Origin of the sequence: Streptomyces sp. NPDC001599 (genome assembly GCF_042893535.1) — a bacterium.
Lineage (GTDB): Bacteria > Actinomycetota > Actinomycetes > Streptomycetales > Streptomycetaceae > Streptomyces.
In genome coordinates, this window is record NZ_JBIAVA010000001.1 from 545,437 (window position 1) to 560,453 (window position 15,017).

The 15,017-nt window shown below is 72.5% G+C and carries 16 protein-coding genes; 4 read left to right on the top strand and 12 right to left on the bottom strand.

The genetic code is table 11. The features are described 5' to 3' along the window. Window positions 1-113: 113 nt before the first annotated feature. Window positions 114-428: a hypothetical protein gene (locus tag ACFYZ3_RS02470; RefSeq protein WP_003976610.1), complete on the top strand. Its 315-nt coding sequence runs from the start codon at window positions 114-116 to the stop codon at window positions 426-428. A gap of 52 nt (window positions 429-480) precedes the next feature. On the opposite strand, the gene ACFYZ3_RS02475 is transcribed toward ACFYZ3_RS02470, so the two are convergent. From ACFYZ3_RS02475 to ACFYZ3_RS02490, 4 genes are all read right to left on the bottom strand, one after another. Then, window positions 481-1,668, bottom strand: coding sequence for a winged helix DNA-binding domain-containing protein (locus ACFYZ3_RS02475; protein WP_388513496.1), 1,188 nt, complete (start codon window positions 1,666-1,668; stop codon window positions 481-483). 86 nt (window positions 1,669-1,754) lie between these two features. Next, the gene (locus ACFYZ3_RS02480) at window positions 1,755-2,333 is read right to left on the bottom strand and encodes a hypothetical protein (protein ID WP_388513497.1); all 579 of its coding nucleotides are present in this window, start codon (window positions 2,331-2,333) and stop codon (window positions 1,755-1,757) included. A gap of 9 nt (window positions 2,334-2,342) precedes the next feature. Further along, window positions 2,343-3,257 (bottom strand): zinc metalloprotease HtpX, encoded by a 915-nt coding sequence (gene htpX, locus ACFYZ3_RS02485; RefSeq protein WP_388513499.1) that lies wholly within the window; start codon window positions 3,255-3,257, stop codon window positions 2,343-2,345. 93 nt (window positions 3,258-3,350) lie between these two features. Continuing rightward, window positions 3,351-3,722 (bottom strand): winged helix-turn-helix transcriptional regulator, encoded by a 372-nt coding sequence (locus tag ACFYZ3_RS02490; RefSeq protein WP_388513501.1) that lies wholly within the window; start codon window positions 3,720-3,722, stop codon window positions 3,351-3,353. A 93-nt stretch (window positions 3,723-3,815) separates the two neighbouring features. Between ACFYZ3_RS02490 and ACFYZ3_RS02495 the strand changes: the two genes are divergently transcribed. Continuing rightward, window positions 3,816-4,655 carry an SDR family oxidoreductase gene (locus ACFYZ3_RS02495; RefSeq protein ID WP_388513502.1) on the top strand — a complete coding sequence of 280 codons (840 nt, stop codon included), beginning with the start codon at window positions 3,816-3,818 and terminating at the stop codon, window positions 4,653-4,655. A 30-nt stretch (window positions 4,656-4,685) separates the two neighbouring features. On the opposite strand, the gene ACFYZ3_RS02500 is transcribed toward ACFYZ3_RS02495, so the two are convergent. Further along, window positions 4,686-4,946, bottom strand: coding sequence for a hypothetical protein (locus ACFYZ3_RS02500; protein WP_388513504.1), 261 nt, complete (start codon window positions 4,944-4,946; stop codon window positions 4,686-4,688). Window positions 4,947-5,117: 171 nt separating this feature from the next. Next, window positions 5,118-6,527 carry a type I glutamate--ammonia ligase gene (glnA, locus tag ACFYZ3_RS02505; RefSeq protein ID WP_361007324.1) on the bottom strand — a complete coding sequence of 470 codons (1,410 nt, stop codon included), beginning with the start codon at window positions 6,525-6,527 and terminating at the stop codon, window positions 5,118-5,120. Window positions 6,528-6,747: 220 nt separating this feature from the next. Between glnA and ACFYZ3_RS02510 the strand changes: the two genes are divergently transcribed. Further along, entirely contained in the window at window positions 6,748-7,215 is a 468-nt protein-coding gene (locus ACFYZ3_RS02510; RefSeq protein ID WP_361007326.1) for an RDD family protein, read from the top strand. A 139-nt stretch (window positions 7,216-7,354) separates the two neighbouring features. Here the strand turns inward: ACFYZ3_RS02510 and ACFYZ3_RS02515 are convergent, their stop codons facing one another. From ACFYZ3_RS02515 to lipB, 4 genes are all read right to left on the bottom strand, one after another. Beyond that, complete coding sequence (locus ACFYZ3_RS02515) at window positions 7,355-8,059, bottom strand: DUF4191 domain-containing protein (RefSeq protein WP_003976619.1); 705 nt, start codon at window positions 8,057-8,059, stop codon at window positions 7,355-7,357. An 80-nt stretch (window positions 8,060-8,139) separates the two neighbouring features. Further along, window positions 8,140-8,370 carry a hypothetical protein gene (locus ACFYZ3_RS02520; protein WP_388513505.1) on the bottom strand — a complete coding sequence of 77 codons (231 nt, stop codon included), beginning with the start codon at window positions 8,368-8,370 and terminating at the stop codon, window positions 8,140-8,142. 244 nt (window positions 8,371-8,614) lie between these two features. Next, entirely contained in the window at window positions 8,615-9,568 is a 954-nt protein-coding gene (gene lipA, locus ACFYZ3_RS02525) for a lipoyl synthase (RefSeq protein WP_388513506.1), read from the bottom strand. Window positions 9,569-9,722: 154 nt separating this feature from the next. After that, window positions 9,723-10,523, bottom strand: coding sequence for a lipoyl(octanoyl) transferase LipB (gene lipB, locus ACFYZ3_RS02530; protein ID WP_388513507.1), 801 nt, complete (start codon window positions 10,521-10,523; stop codon window positions 9,723-9,725). A gap of 234 nt (window positions 10,524-10,757) precedes the next feature. Here lipB and ACFYZ3_RS02535 point away from each other — a divergent pair, with 234 nt between their 5' ends. Continuing rightward, on the top strand, window positions 10,758-12,221 hold the full coding sequence (locus tag ACFYZ3_RS02535; RefSeq protein WP_388513509.1) for a regulator: 1,464 nt from the start codon (window positions 10,758-10,760) through the stop codon (window positions 12,219-12,221). Window positions 12,222-12,243: 22 nt separating this feature from the next. On the opposite strand, the gene ACFYZ3_RS02540 is transcribed toward ACFYZ3_RS02535, so the two are convergent. After that, on the bottom strand, window positions 12,244-13,668 hold the full coding sequence (locus ACFYZ3_RS02540; RefSeq protein WP_388513510.1) for an NAD(P)/FAD-dependent oxidoreductase: 1,425 nt from the start codon (window positions 13,666-13,668) through the stop codon (window positions 12,244-12,246). Between the two features lie 313 nt (window positions 13,669-13,981). Continuing rightward, entirely contained in the window at window positions 13,982-14,899 is a 918-nt protein-coding gene (locus ACFYZ3_RS02545) for a TIGR01777 family oxidoreductase (RefSeq protein ID WP_388513973.1), read from the bottom strand. Between the last annotated feature and the right edge of the window lie 118 nt (window positions 14,900-15,017).

A 15,017-nucleotide genomic window follows, 5' to 3' on the forward strand; every position in this document is an offset into this window, starting at 1 on the left:
AAAGCCCTTGTGGGCAGGGGCTTTTGTCAGTGGTGGGCAGTAAAATAGAAGCAGTGTTCGAGGGTGTCGCCGGGAGGTCCGGACGGCGCCCTGACCGCGACAGGAGGATGCCCGTGCCCGCTGCCGCACTGAAGCCGAAGCCGTTGCCCACCCAGTCCACCGCCAAGCGGCCCGTCCTGCTCGACCTGCCGTACGAACCCGTGGAGAAGCGTCCGCTGCCGGCGGGCCGCCCCCGCGAGTGGTACGTGACGCACAACCGCCGGCTCAAGGCGATGCGGCTCGCCATCGCCCTGCTCGACTCCGGCGTCTACCTGCCCAACCAGGCGCGCAACGAGAGGATACGAAGCGCTGCCCTGACCATCGGGGTCCACCCGCCGTCGGACACCACGTGCCACATGGTGCGGGCGTTGATGCGGTACTCGCGGTGAGCGGGACGCCGGGTGCCCCTTCTTGCGGGCGCCCGGCGTTCGAAGGCCGGGTCTACGCCGACAACTCCCGTTCCAGCGGCGTCCGGAACCGCGGCGTGATCCGGGTCGTGCCCACCCAGGACGACAGGCGTTCGGCCTCCGTCCCGATCGCGGCCTCGGCGTCGCCGCCGATGTCCTCGCCGGTCGGCAGCCGCCAGACGATCTCGCCGTCGGCGCGCTGGGCCCAGCCCCCGACCACGCGGCCGTTCCACCACACGGTCGGTCCGACGTTGCCGCTGCGGTCGAAGAGCATCGGCCGCAGCTCGGGGGCGAGGTACCAGTCCCGCTGCTGCCAGCCCATCGCGGTGGGATCCAGCGCGGGCAGCAGTGCCGCCCACGGCTCGGCGGGCCCGGCGACCGGGCCGGTGTCCCCGGAGACGACGTACCCCGTGCCCTCGTCCAGCGAGACCGCCTCCGCGCCGATCGCGGTCAGTGCGCGGCGCACCTCCGTCACCCGCCACCCGGTCCACCACTTGAGGTCGTCCTCGGTCGCCGGACCGCATGCCGTCAGCCACCGGCGCAACAGCTCGGCCTGGGCCTCGCCCGGGTCCAGCTCGGGATGCTCCGGCGCCGGCGCCCAGCGGAACTGACTGGACGTCCACGAGCCCAGCGGCCGCCCCCGCACCACCTTGCCCTCGACGCCCAGCACCCTCAGCAACTGGGTGGAGACGGTGTGCACCCCTTCGTAGCTCTTCCCGGCCGCGTAGACGTACTGCTCCTTGAGACGCGGCTCGTCGCGGGCCAGTTCGGCCGCCGTGGCCTGGCCGCGCCGGGCAAGCGCGGCCAGTGCGGACGCCTCCACCTCGGTCAGCCAGGCGGCGTCCGGCGCCCCGGCCGCCGCCATGTTCTTGAGCAGTCTGGCCCGCTCCCGGGCGGCGACGGTGCGGCCGGTGGAGGCGTGCACGACCGCCGTCAGCTCGGTGGGGAACACGAACACCGTGTGCCGCATGCCGTGCATCCGGACCAGCGCCCCGTCCTCGTACAGCGCCCGCTCCGTCTCGCCCACGGTCTTCGCCGCGTCCGCCAGCCGCGCGCCCACGGCCAGGTGCACCGCCGCCGGGTCCGTGCCGTGCAGGGCCACCAGCGATCCGGCGACCTCCTCCGGACTCCCCGCCCGCGCGGCCCCCGCCAGCCGTTGCCGCAGGGCCAGCCGCTGCCGCCGCTCGGCCGTCCCGATGTGCCGCCGTCCGCCGTCATCCATGGGGCCCTCCGCCCGTCGTCACGTCCGTAGCGTCCTCGGTACGGACATCGTGCCCGACCCCACTGACAGGCGGCGGCGCACGGCGGTCAGAGTCCGGGCGCGCCCCACACCGGGAACCAGCGGCCCAGGTCGCCCTCCACCGGCAGTTCGCCGGCGAGCACCGCCCGTATCCGCAGCTCCAGCGCGTTGTCCCGCTGCTGCCGTTCGCCGGCCAGGGGCGCGAAGGGGTAGAACGTGCCGCGCTTGTAGAGGTAGACGAGGGCGAGCCGCCGCCCGTCGTCGTCCGCGAAACCGGCCAGGGAGCACAGCAGCCGCGGGCCGAACCCGCCCGCCTCCAGGGTGCTGTTCACCGCGTGCAGATCGTTCACCAGGAGGGGCAGCTCGCCCGGGGAGCGCTGCGAGACGAGCCAGGAGTAGCCGTAGGAGTCGTGGGTCAGCTCCACCGGGGTCCGGCCGGCGTCCGCGTCCAGCAGGGCGCGGATCTCGCGGTGGGTGCGCTCGAAGGCGGCGCCCTCGACCGTCGCGAAGCACACCGCCCCCTGCCCGGTCGGACGGAACCCGGCCGCGGCCTCCAGGCCCACGGCCGCGGAGGGCAGCGCGAAGAGCCGGTCCAGATCCGGGCCCACGGCCCTGGAGCGGCCGAGCAGGATGTCCAGCAGTCCCATGCCCGCGCCTCAGGCCCTGCCGGGAGCCGGTGCCTCGCCCAGCTCGGTGGAGATCCGGCCCAGCTGGTCGAGCCGCTGCTCCAGGCTGGGGTGGGTGGCGAAGAACCGGCCGAGGCCGGGTTCGCTGCCGAAGGCCGGGGTGAAGTAGAAGGCGTTGAAGGCCTGGGCCGTGCGCAGGTCCTTGGTCGGGATGCGGGCGATGTCGCCGGTGACCTTGGTGAGCGCCGACGCAAGCGCCGAGGGGCGTCCGGTGAGCAGGGCCGCGGCCCGGTCGGCCGCCAGCTCCCGGTACCGGGACAGGGCCCGGATCAGCAGGAAGCTGAGCGCGTACACGGCCGCCGAGACGCCCATCACGACCGCCAGCACGGCCATCGTGTTCTGGTCCCGGCGCCCGCCGAAGAGCTGGGAGTAGAAGGCGAACCGCACGATCAGGCCCGCGATCACGCCGAGGAACGACGCCACCGTGATCACCGCGACGTCCTTGTGCGCCACGTGCGACAGCTCGTGCGCCAGCACCCCCTCCAGCTCCGCGGGTTCCAGCCGCCGCAGCAGCCCGGTCGTGACACAGACCACCGCGTTGTCCGGATTGCGGCCGGTGGCGAAGGCGTTCGGCATCTCCATCTCCGACACCGCGACCACCGGCTTCGGCATGTCGGCCATCGCCGCCAGCCGGTCCACCACCCCGTGCAGCTCCGGATACTCCTCCCGCTCCACCACCCGGCCGCGCATCGCGAACAGCGCGATCCGGTCGGAGAACCAGTACTGCGCCCCGAACACCAGCGCCACGATCACCACGACCAGGACCCAGGACTTCAGCAGCGCAATCAGCGCGGCGACGAAACCCACGTACAACAGGCCGAGCAGGAACAGGGTGATCCCCATGCGCACGGTCAACCGCCGGTCGCTCCGGAAGCGGCTCTGCATCTCTACCACCTCGCAGTCGGGCACTCGTCCCGCTGTCCAGTGTGCACCCGGCGCCCCCGGAGGCCGGGCGCCCGGAGGCCGGGCGCCCGGAGGCTAGGCGGTGTCGAGCGGCGCCAGCCGCCGGGTGATGCGGTCGAACAGCTCGGTCAGCGGCTCGCCGATGTCCCGGCCGAACTCGCTCAGCCCGTACGTGACCCGGGGCGGCGTCGTCGGCTCGACCTCCCGCCAGACCAGGCCGTCCTCGACCAGCACACGCAGGGTCTGGGCGAGCATCTTCTCGCTGATGCCCTGGATGCTCTCGCGCAGCTCGTAGAACCGGAGGTCGTTGCGCCGCAGGGCGATCAGCACCCAGATGCCCCACCTGCTGGTCACGTGGTCGACCATGTCGCGCGCCAGGCAGTCGGTGTGAAACACGTCATACCGCGCGCCGGTCTCGACGCGTCCGGGCTGCAAACCTTCTGTCATGTCATGAGCTTACCTTCAGGTATGCCCTTACCAAAAGTTAGCCGGTGCTCCTAGCGTGAAGATCCACAGAGGACATCCGACAAGGAGCAGATCATGATCGTGGTGACCGGGGCCACCGGGAACATCGGCCGGCCGCTGACGCGGGCGCTGGCAGAGGCGGGCGAGCAGGTGACGGCGGTGTCACGGCACCCGGCGGCGGTGCCGGACGGCGTCCGCCACCTGGTGGCCGACCTCGCCGAGCCGGCCGGCCTGCGGCCCGCGCTGGCCGGGGCCAAGTCGCTGTTCCTGCTGCTGTCCGGCGACCTGCACGCCGTCGGCGCCGACCCCGCCGACCTCATCGGCGAAGCCGCGCGGAGCGGGGTCCGCCGCGTCGTCCTGCTCTCCACGCTCGGCGTGGTGACCAGGCCCTTCGGGACGACGCGGATCGCGATGCGCGAGCTGGAGGACACGCTGCGGGAGTCCGGCCTGGAATGGGCCGTCCTGCGACCGGGCGGCTTCGCCTCCAACGCGCTGTGGTGGGCCGAGTCCGTCCGCGCGCGACGGGTCGTTGCCGCCCCCTTCGGCGACGTCGGAGTGCCGGTCGTCGACCCGGCGGACATCGCCGCGGTGGCGGCGGCCGGCCTGCTGGAGGACCGGCACACCGGCGCGGCCTACGAGTTGACCGGCCCGGAGGTGATCACTCCGCGCGGGCAGACGGAGGCCATCGCCGCCGCGCTGGGCTCGCCCGTGGCCTTCCACGAGCTGACCCGGGAGGAGGCCAGGGCCGCCATGGCCCGGAGCATGCCGGCGGAGCTCGCCGACGACACCCTCGACATCCTCGGCAACCCGAGCCCGGCCGAGCTGCGCGTCAGCCCGGACATCGAGCGCGTCCTCGGCCGGGCCCCGCGGCCCTTCGTCGACTGGGCCGCCCGCAACGCCGACGCGTTCCGCTGAGGGGCGGCGGCCTGTGCGGTGCGGGCGGTACTAGTAGGGCGCCCGGAAGTTGACGTAACCGAGCAGCACGATCACCGCGGCCACACAGCCGAGCACCACGACGGTCGACACCCACGACGACCGGCGCCGTGAGCCCACGTGCTCGGGGTCGGCGCGGAAGGGAACCGGGCCGGGCGGGTTCTCCTTCCAGCGCGCGGCAAGCATCCGGGCGCGCGCCGAGGGCTCCTTGTGCTCGGCACCCTCCGCCCACCTCAGGTCGTACTCGCGCTCCTCGTCGTCGCGATCCGGCATCTCCGGCACTCTCCCCGTCCCCCCGACGTCAACCTGGCTCGAACAACCGTGTCAGTAGACATGATTCCGGCCCGACCGCACCCTGTGAAGGGTTTTCGGCCACGCACGACGGCGCCCCCGCCCCCGGGAAACGGGGACGGGGGCGCCGGTCGGATCGGCGTGACCCGTCGATCACACGTCGAAGTACATCTCGAACTCGTGCGGGTGCGGACGCAGCTGCAGCGGCGCGATCTCGTTGGCGCGCTTGAAGTCGATCCACGTCTCGATCAGGTCCGGCGTGAACACGTCGCCCTGGAGCAGGAACTCGTGGTCGGCCTCCAGGCGGTCGAGGACCGCGCCCAGCGAGGTCGGGACCTGCGCCACGTTCGCGTGCTCCTCGGGAGCCAGCTCGTAGAGGTCCTTGTCGATCGGCTCGGCCGGCTCGATCTTGTTCTTGATGCCGTCCAGGCCCGCGAGCAGCAGCGCCGAGAACGCCAGGTACGGGTTGCCGGAGGCGTCCGGGGCGCGGAACTCGACGCGCTTGGCCTTCGGGTTCGAGCCCGTGATCGGGATGCGCATCGCGGCCGACCGGTTGCGCTGCGAGTACACCAGGTTCACCGGCGCCTCGAAGCCCGGCACCAGGCGGTGGTACGAGTTCACCGTCGGGTTGGTGAAGGCCAGCAGCGACGGGGCGTGCTTGAGGATGCCGCCGATGTAGTAACGGGCGGTGTCCGACAGACCGGCGTAGCCCTGCTCGTCGTAGAAGAGCGGCTCGCCGCCCGACCACAGCGACTGGTGGACGTGCATGCCCGAGCCGTTGTCACCGAAGATCGGCTTCGGCATGAAGGTCGCCGTCTTGCCGTTCTTCCACGCCACGTTCTTCACGATGTACTTGAAGAGCTGGAGGTCGTCCGCGGCCGCGAGCAGCGTGTTGAACTTGTAGTTGATCTCCGCCTGGCCGGCGGTGCCCACCTCGTGGTGCTGGCGCTCGACCTGGAGGCCGGAGCGCTCCAGCTCCAGGGAGATCTCGGCGCGCAGGTCGGCGAAGTGGTCGACCGGCGGGACCGGGAAGTAGCCGCCCTTGTAGCGGACCTTGTAACCGCGGTTGTCCTCCAGCGCACCGGTGTTCCAGGCGCCGGCCTCGGAGTCGATGTGGTAGAAGGACTCGTTCGCGCTGGTGGCGAAGCGGACGGAGTCGAAGACGTAGAACTCCGCCTCCGGGCCGAAGAACGCCGTGTCGGCGATGCCCGTGGAGGCCAGGTACGCCTCGGCCTTCTTCGCCACGTTCCGCGGGTCGCGGGAGTACTGCTCGCCCGTGATCGGGTCGTGGATGAAGAAGTTGATGTTGAGGGTCTTGTCCCGGCGGAACGGGTCGACGCGCGCGGTGGACAGGTCCGGGCGCAGGGACATGTCCGACTCGTGGATGGCCTGGAAGCCGCGGATCGAGGAGCCGTCGAAGGCCTGCTCGTCGTCCGGGTCGAACGCCGCGGCGGGCAGCGTGAAGTGCTGCATGACGCCCGGCAGGTCGCAGAACCGGACATCGACGAACTTGACGTCCTCGTCCGCGATGAACTTCTTGACGTCGTCGGCGTTCTGGAACATCCAGCTCCTCCTACTCCCGACCGTCCCGCCGGGTTGGTAGATCGTTCGTGCGGCCAGTGCGGGTGGCACACGCTTCCTCGACCCTAGGGACGGGTGATTTCTCGGGCGTGACCCATTTGTTTCGCAGAAGTTAACCGGCTCCCTCCCCAGCCTAGGCCGGATCGGGGGCCCGCACACCCCGCCGTTCCCGGTACGTATACGGGCGCAGTACCGTGTTCGGGTGGACAACAGGCAAGCAATCGGATCGTGGCTCTCCGGCCCCCGCGCGGCCGTGGAAGAGGCCGGCGCCGATCTCGGGCACCGCGGCGAGCAGCTCGGTCTGCCCGCGGAGGGACCGGGTTCGATCGCCCGCCCGGGCAGGCGGCTCGGCGCCCTGGCCGTCGACTGGGCCCTGTGCTCCCTGATCGCATACGGCCTGATCACGGGCAGCTACGGGCAGACGGCGAGCAACTGGGCCCTGCTGATCTTCTTCGTGCTGAGCGTGCTGACCGTCGGCACGGTGGGCTTCACCCCGGGCAAGCGCCTGTTCGGCCTGCGCGTCGTGGACCTCGCCACGGGCCGACCCAGCCCGCTGCGCGCCCTGCTCCGCTCGGTCCTGCTGTGCCTCGCCCTTCCGGCGCTGATCTGGGACCGCGACGGCCGGGGCCTGCACGACCGGCTGGCGCGCACCGTGGAAGTCCGGATCTGACACCCACGCGCCACGACGCGGCCACGCACCACGCCGTCGGCCACGCGCCACGACGCCGGTACGGCGATGGGGGCGGCCCGAGTGAACGGGCCGCCCCCATCGCCGTACCGGCGTTTCAAGTCCTACGGGTCGGCGCTGGTCAGCGCTGCTTGGGGTTGCCGCCCCTCGGCATCCGCATGCCCTTCGGCATCGGGCCCTTGGGCAGCGGCATGTTGCTCATCAGGTCGCCCAGGGCGCGCAGCCGGTCGTTGGTCACGGTGACCTGCGGGCCGCTCAGGACGCGGGGGAGCTTGAGCATGGTCGTGCGCAGCTTCTTCAGCTCGACCTGCCCCTCGCCGGTGCCCACGAGCAGGTCGTGCACGGGGACGTCGGCGACGATGCGGTTCATCTTCTTCTTCTCGGCCGCGAGCAGGGACTTCACCCGGTTCGGGTTGCCCTCCGCGACCAGCACGATGCCGGCCTTGCCGACCGCGCGGTGCACCACGTCCTGGTTGCGGTTCATCGCCACCGCGGGGGTCGTCGTCCAGCCCCGGCCGATGTTGTCCAGCACGGCCGCAGCGGCGCCCGGCTGTCCCTCCATCTGCCCGAAGGCCGCCCGCTCGGCCCGGCGCCCGAAGACGATCGCCGTCGCGAGGAAGGCGAGCAGCAGGCCCAGGATGCCGAGATAGATGGGGTGACCGATCCAGAAACCGATCGCGAGGAGGACACCGAAGACGACGATGCCGACACCCGCGAGCACAAGACCGATCTTCTTGTCGGCCTTGCGGGTCATCTTGTAGGTCAGAGCGATCTGCTTCAGTCGCCCGGGATTCGCAGCGTCCGCTGCAGGTTCCTTCCTCGCCATGGCACGAAGTCTACGTGCCCCCGAAAGCGCCGACGACGGCAGTGCCCGGCCGTGCCCGTCGGGGGAGGGGCGGGACGCGGTCAGGGGCGGCCGGTGACGGACTGCCGCAGCGCGCGCTCGGTCTCGATCCGGTCCTTGGCGCGGCGGCGGTCCTCCAGGACGGAGTTCCAGGCGTTGCGCCGGGCGGTGCGCTGGCCGCCGCTCATCAGCAGCGACTCGACGGCCCGCAGAGCGGTGGTGAACGACGGGATGGCGGTGGCGCGGACGGCGGTGGGGCGGACGGCGGTGGGGCGAACGGGCGCGGCCTGCATCGTGGAGGTCCCCCCTCGGTACGGCTCCGGGTACGGAGACGGGTGTACGTGGCGGTGTACGTGCTGTGATTCCAGGGTCACTGATTGGTGTTACCAGGGCGTGACCCGCCGGTCAAACGCACATGAAGCCGAGTCGCCGGGTCCTGGAACGGGCTCGCGGCCCCGACCGGTGCCCTCATCAGCGAGGACGGTCGGGGCCGCGGCGTATCGGCCATTACTGGCCAGTAGTGACTTGTGCGGGAATTCACACGGTGGCGGACCGGCGCTGCTCCATGGCCATTCCGTAGAGCCGTCCGGCCCGGTAGGACGAGCGGACCAGCGGGCCCGACATCACGCCGGAGAAGCCGATCTGCTCGGCCTCCTCCTTCAGCTCCACGAACTCCTGCGGCTTGACCCAGCGCTCCACGGGGTGGTGGCGCACGGACGGACGCAGGTACTGCGTGATGGTGATCAGCTCGCAGCCGGCCTCGTGCAGCTGCTTCAGCGCCTCGCTGATCTCCTCGCGGGTCTCGCCCATGCCGAGGATCAGGTTCGACTTGGTGATCAGGCCGAAGTCGCGGGCGTCCGTGATGACCTTCAGGGAGCGCTCGTAGCGGAAGCCCGGGCGGATGCGCTTGAAGATCCGCGGGACGGTCTCGACGTTGTGCGCGAAGACCTCGGGGCGGGACTCGAAGACCTCCCTGAGCAGCTCCGGAACGGCGTTGAAGTCCGGGGCCAGCAGTTCGACCTTGGTGCGGCCCGCCTCGCGGCCGGCGGTCTGCTCGTGGATCTGGCGCACCGTCTCCGCGTACAGCCACGCGCCGCCGTCGGGGAGGTCGTCGCGGGCGACGCCGGTGATGGTGGCGTAGTTCAGGTCCATGGTGACCACGGACTCGCCGACGCGGCGCGGCTCGTCGCGGTCGAGCGCCTCGGGCTTGCCGGTGTCGATCTGGCAGAAGTCGCAACGGCGGGTGCACTGGTCGCCGCCGATGAGGAAGGTCGCCTCGCGGTCCTCCCAGCACTCGTAGATGTTGGGACAGCCGGCTTCCTGGCAGACCGTGTGCAGGCCCTCGCTCTTCACGAGGTTCTGCATCTTGGTGTACTCGGGGCCCATTTTCGCCCGCGTCTTGATCCACTCGGGCTTGCGCTCGATGGGGGTCTGGCTGTTGCGGACCTCCAGGCGCAGCATCTTGCGTCCGTCGGGTGCGACTGCGGACACGACCGGCTCCCTAGCGTTTGATTCTTCGGCGTTGTTCAGGGTACGCCCGTTGATTTGTTGGTCGGCGTTGGTGCTGGCCTTGCTGGGGGCTGCCGCCCCCAGGTCCCGCTTCGGCGCTGACGGGCCTCGTCCTTGAACGCCGGACGGGCTGGATTTATGCCGCCGGGGCTTTCTCGACCACCCTCGGCTTCAGCTCCGCGTTCTCCAGGACGTCGCGGAGGTGGCGCTCCGCCACCGGGAGGACCTCCTCGATGGTCACGTCGCGGACGAGTTCGCCCGCCAGGGACGCGACGCCCGCGTCGCGGATGCCGCAGGGGATGATCTTGTCGAACCACTTGTTGTCGGGGTTCACGTTCAGCGCGAAGCCGTGCATCGTGACGCCCTTGGCGACCCGGATGCCGATCGCGGCGATCTTGCGGTCCTCGCGGCGCTGGCCCGCGTTGGACGGGGCGTAGTCGGGGCCGTTGAGGCGGGGGTCGAACTCGTCGTCGCTCAGGCGCGGGTCGAAGTCCAGCGAGAGGCCGCCGAGGGCGGGGCGCTGCTCGACCGGGTCGCCGAGGATCCAGACGCCGCTGCGGCCCTCCACCCGGGAGGTCTCCAGGCCGAACTCCGCGCAGGTGCGGATCAGGGCCTCCTCCAGGCGGCGGACGTGGGCCACCACGTCGACCGGGCGCGGGAGCTTCTGGATGGGGTAGCCCACCAGCTGGCCCGGGCCGTGCCAGGTGATCTTGCCACCGCGGTCCACGTCGATCACCGGGGTGCCGTCCAGTGGACGCTCGCTGTCCTCGGTGCGCCGGCCGGCGGTGTAGACCGGCGGGTGTTCGAGGAGCAGCACGGTGTCGGGGACCTCGTCGACGAACCGCGCGGCGTGCACCCGGCGCTGTTCGTCCCACGCCTCCTGGTACTCGACGCGATCGGCACCGAACCCCATCCGGACGAAGCGCAGCTCACTCACGGCACGTGCCTCCCTGCAAGGTCGTAAGGCACGAAGCGTGCCCACGCCACTGTACGACCGCCCGCGCGTCGTCAGCCGGGCGGGCAATCCTCACACGATCGGATGAATGCAGGGCGAATTGTGCGATCGAGTGCTTACTCTCCGCTACATTCACGCCGTTCACGAGGCCATAAGGGCTGCTCACAGGCGCTCCGGGCAATCGAACGCCCGGAAGGCAGGAGACCGCACCGCACCATGACGGAACGACCCGCGCAGCGCACCCCCAACCGCCAGCTCGCCGCGCTCATCGCCGAAGCGGGGTTCTCGAACGCGGGTCTCGCGCGTCGCGTCGACCAGCTCGGACTCGAACACGGCCTGGATCTGAGATATGACAAGACGTCCGTCACCCGGTGGCTGCGCGGTCAGCAGCCCCGCGGCACCACCCCGGCCCTGATCGCCGAGGTCTTCACCCGGCGCCTGGGCCGCCGCCTGACCGCCCAGGACCTCGGCCTGGACGCCTGCGCACCCGTCTACGCGGGCCTGGAGTTCGCCGGGAGCCCGGAGGAGGCGGTCGACATCGTCGGCGGGCTGTGGCGCAAGGACTCCGGCAGCCACGCCGAGCTGCGGAAGATCGCCTTCACCCCGGCCGGGCTCGTCGTGCCCAGCCGCGACTGGCTGATCGGCCGCCCCGACGAGAAGGTGGCCCGCGTCGAGGTGCCCGTCCGCATTCCCGCGCAGGGCCGCCCGGCGACCCCGCGGCTCGCCGTCCCGCTCGACCCGTCCAGGCGCCGGGCCCCGGCCGAGCGCGGCCCCGGCCAGAAGGTCAGCGGGGGCGACCTCGCCGCGCTGCGCTCCGTCGGCGAGCTGTTCCGCAGCCTCGACGACCGGTACGGCGGCGGACACGCCCGCCAGGCCCTCGTGCGCTACCTGGAGCACGAGCTGGAGCCGATGCTGCGCGGCACCTACGGCGAGCAGACCGGCCGCCGCCTCTTCGCAGCCGCCGCCGACCTGACCCGGCTCGCCGGCTGGACCTCGTACGACATCGCCGCGCACGGCCTCGCCCAGCGCTACTTCGTGCAGGCGCTGCGGCTCTCGCAGGCGGCCGGGGACCGGGCGTACGGCTCGTACGTGCTGGTCACCATGAGCCGGCAGGCCGTCTACCTGGGCCACGGGCGCGAGGCCGTGCAGCTCGCGCGGGTGGCGCAGCAGGGCGTGGGGACCTCCGCGCCGCCGGTCGTGCAGACCCTGCTGCACGCCGCCGAGGCGCGGGCGCACGGGCTGCTCGGCGAGGTGCGGGCCTGCACCGCCGCCCTCGTACGGGCCGAGCGGGCGCTGGAGGCCTCCCGGCCCGGCGACGAGGTGCCGCACTGGGCGCGGTTCTTCGACGAGGCGCAGCTCGCCGACGAGTTCGGACACTGCCACCGCGACCTCCAGCAGTTCCGCGCCGCCGCCCAGCACGCGGAACGCTCGCTGCAACTGCGCGCCCCCGTCTACGCCCGCAGCCGGCTGTTCTGCCGGGTCGTCCTCGCCACCGCCCGGCTCGGCCTCGGCGAGCTCGACCAGGCCTGTCAGCTGGCCGCCGAGGCGGCCGGGCAGGCCGCCGAGATGCGTTCGGTGCGCGCCGCGGAGTACGTCCGCGACTTCGAACGCCGCCTGGAGCCCTACCGGGACGCCGCGCCGGTGCGGGGGTACCGGGACAAGGTCGCCGCCCTGGGGTAGCGCCGGTCCGGGCGGGACGGCCCTAGGCCGCGTGGGCCGTCGCCGTCGGCTCCGCCGAGTGCATCGGGCGGCCCGCGCCGAGGTCCCTCAGGATCGCCGCCGAGGCCCGGTGGCCCGAGTGCAGGGCGCCCTGGGCGGTGCTGGTGTCGCGGTGGTCGCCGCACACGTACAGCCCGGCCAGCAGCCGTACCGGCCTGCGTGGATCGTGCGGCGGGCGCATCGCGGGCACCGCCTCGGGCGTGTGGTGCACGGCGAGGGTCTCCCAGCGGGTGGTCGGGGTGCCGTAGAGCCGGGACAGGTGGATGCGCACGGCGGTGTCGAGGTCGGGCGGGGGAGGGCCGAGGACCGTCGACGAGACGAGCGTGCGGCCGGCCGGCGCGCGGGACGGGTCCACCTGGCTGACCTGCGCCGTGTGGGCCACCGGGCCGCCCCGGTCGGCGTCGAGCAGCAGGGCCGCGCCGGTGGTCGTCGGCTCGTCGGTCGTGTGGTGGACCACCGTCACCGGGTGGAAGTCCGGCACCCTCAGCCCCGGCAGCAGTCCGGCCGCCGCGCGGGCGTCGGTCGCCACGAGCACGGCCCGGCAGCGGATGACGCCGTGCTCCGCGGTGGTCACCGCGTTGGTCGCGACCGAGGTGACGCGGACGCCGGTGTGCACGGTGCCCGGCGGCAGCGACCGCGCCATGTGCTCCGGCAGAGCCTCGGCGCCGCCCTCGGGGAGCGCGAGCCGTCCGCCGGCGAAGGCGCGCAGCGCGAGGTCCGCGCACCGGCTGGACGTCGTGAGGTCCGGGTCGTACAGCAGGGCGGCGAGCAGGGGCCGCAGGAAGCCGTCGATCGTGCGGGCCGGCAGCCCGCGGGCCGCCAGCGCCCGGGCGGCGGGCAGCTCCGGCCGGGCCAGCAGCCGTTCGGCCGGCGTGTGCGCGAGCCGGGCCAGCGCGGCACCGAGCCGGGCCTGGTCCACGGCGGTGCCGAGCGGGGCGCCGGCGCGGGTGCGGGGCGCGGCGGCGGGCCTGCCGGACGTGCCGGGCGCGTTCACCGTGCGCCGGGGCGCGGGCATTGAGCGCCGTGGCGCGGGCATTGAGCGGGGGGCGCTCGCGAGGGCGCGCACCGCATGGAGTGCGCCCCGTGCGCTCCGTACGCCCGACGGGGCGCCCGCGTGATGGTGGCGGCCCTCGCTATGCAGCAGGACCCCGGGGGCGAAGGGCAGCAGCGCGAGGCCGTCGAGCCCGGGGGTGCGGCGCAGTTCGGGATACGCCGTGGACAGCAGCTGTCCGATTCTGTCGAGCCGGAAACCGTCGACCTTCTCGGTGGCCATCCGGCCGCCCACCGTGTGGGCGGCCTCCAGGACCGTGGTCGTCACTCCAGCGCTGGTCAGCCGTTGCGCCGCGGCGAGTCCGGCGATCCCGGCCCCCACGACGACGACGTCCGCCTGGTACGCGGGCTCAAGCACGTGCCCCTCCTCGAGGTTGCGCGGCCGCTGGAGACGTCATGCCCCCAACAGGCTTGAGGAATACCCGAGTTCGAGACGAGGTTAGGGCGCGAAACGGTCAACGGGAATCGCCCGGGGGCAGCACACGGTCGCACAGCGGTCGCATGAGGGTGCGATACGGACAGTGAGCGGTCGGTGTGCGTCGGCTTGCGTTCAGCATGTGTCGGGGTGCGTTCAGATGTGCCGGCGTGCGTCCAGACGTGTCGGGGTGCGTCCAGATGTGTCGGCGTGCGGTCGACAGTCGGTCCGCGCGGTCGGGACGGCGGCGCGTGGATCACAGCGCCGCGCGGATCGCCCCGTCGATCTCCGGGAACGCGAAGCGGAAGCCCGACTCCAGGAGGCGGGCCGGGAGGACCCGGGCGCTGCCGAGGACGTCGCCCGCCATCTCGCCGAGCGCGGCGCGCAGGACCGGCGCGGGCACCGCGAACGGCGCCGGGCGGTGCAGCACCCGGCCCATGGCCACCGTCACCTCACGGTTCGTCACCGGCTGAGGGGCGGTCAGGTTGAAGGGGCCGGAGAGGTCGTCCCGGTCCAGGAGGTGCCGGATCGCCGCCACCTCGTCGTGCAGCGCGACGAAGGACCAGTACTGCGACCCGTCGCCCATCCGCCCGCCGAGCCCCGCCCGGAAGAGCGGAAAGAGCCGTCCCCAGGCGCCTCCCCGGCGCGCGACGACCAAACCCGTGCGCGTGAACACCGTCCGCACGCCCGCCTCCTGCGCGGGGGCCGCCGCGGCCTCCCACTCCACGCACAGGCCCGGCAGGAATCCCTCGCCCGGCGGCGCGCTCTCGTCCACGGGACGGTCGCCGGTCTCCCCGTAGTAGCCCATCGCGCTGCCGTTCACGAAGACCCGCGGCGGCCGCTCCATCGCGGCGACGGCCTCCGCGAGCGCCGTCGTGCCGTGCACCCGGCTGCTGCGGATGCGGGTCTTGTACGCGTCGGTCCAGCGGCGGTCGCCCACCCCGGCCCCGGCCAGGTTGACCACCGCGTCGCAGCCCTCCAGCCCGGCGGCGTCCACCCGCCCGTTCTCGGGGTCCCAGCGGACCTCGTCCGCGCTCTCGGGGGCGCGCCGCACCAGGCGCACCACCCGGTGCCCGTCCGCGGTCAGGGACCGCGCCAGGGCGGCGCCGATCAGACCGGACGCTCCGGCCACCGCGATGCGGGAACGGTCGCCGGCCGGGCGTCCGTTGTTCATGTGCCCGCCGTTCATGTGCCCGCCGTTCATGTGCCCGCTGTCCGTGGGTCCTTCGCCCCTGTGCCCGTCGTCCGTGTGTCCGTCGTCCATGTGCCTGCCATCCGTGTGTCCGTTGCCC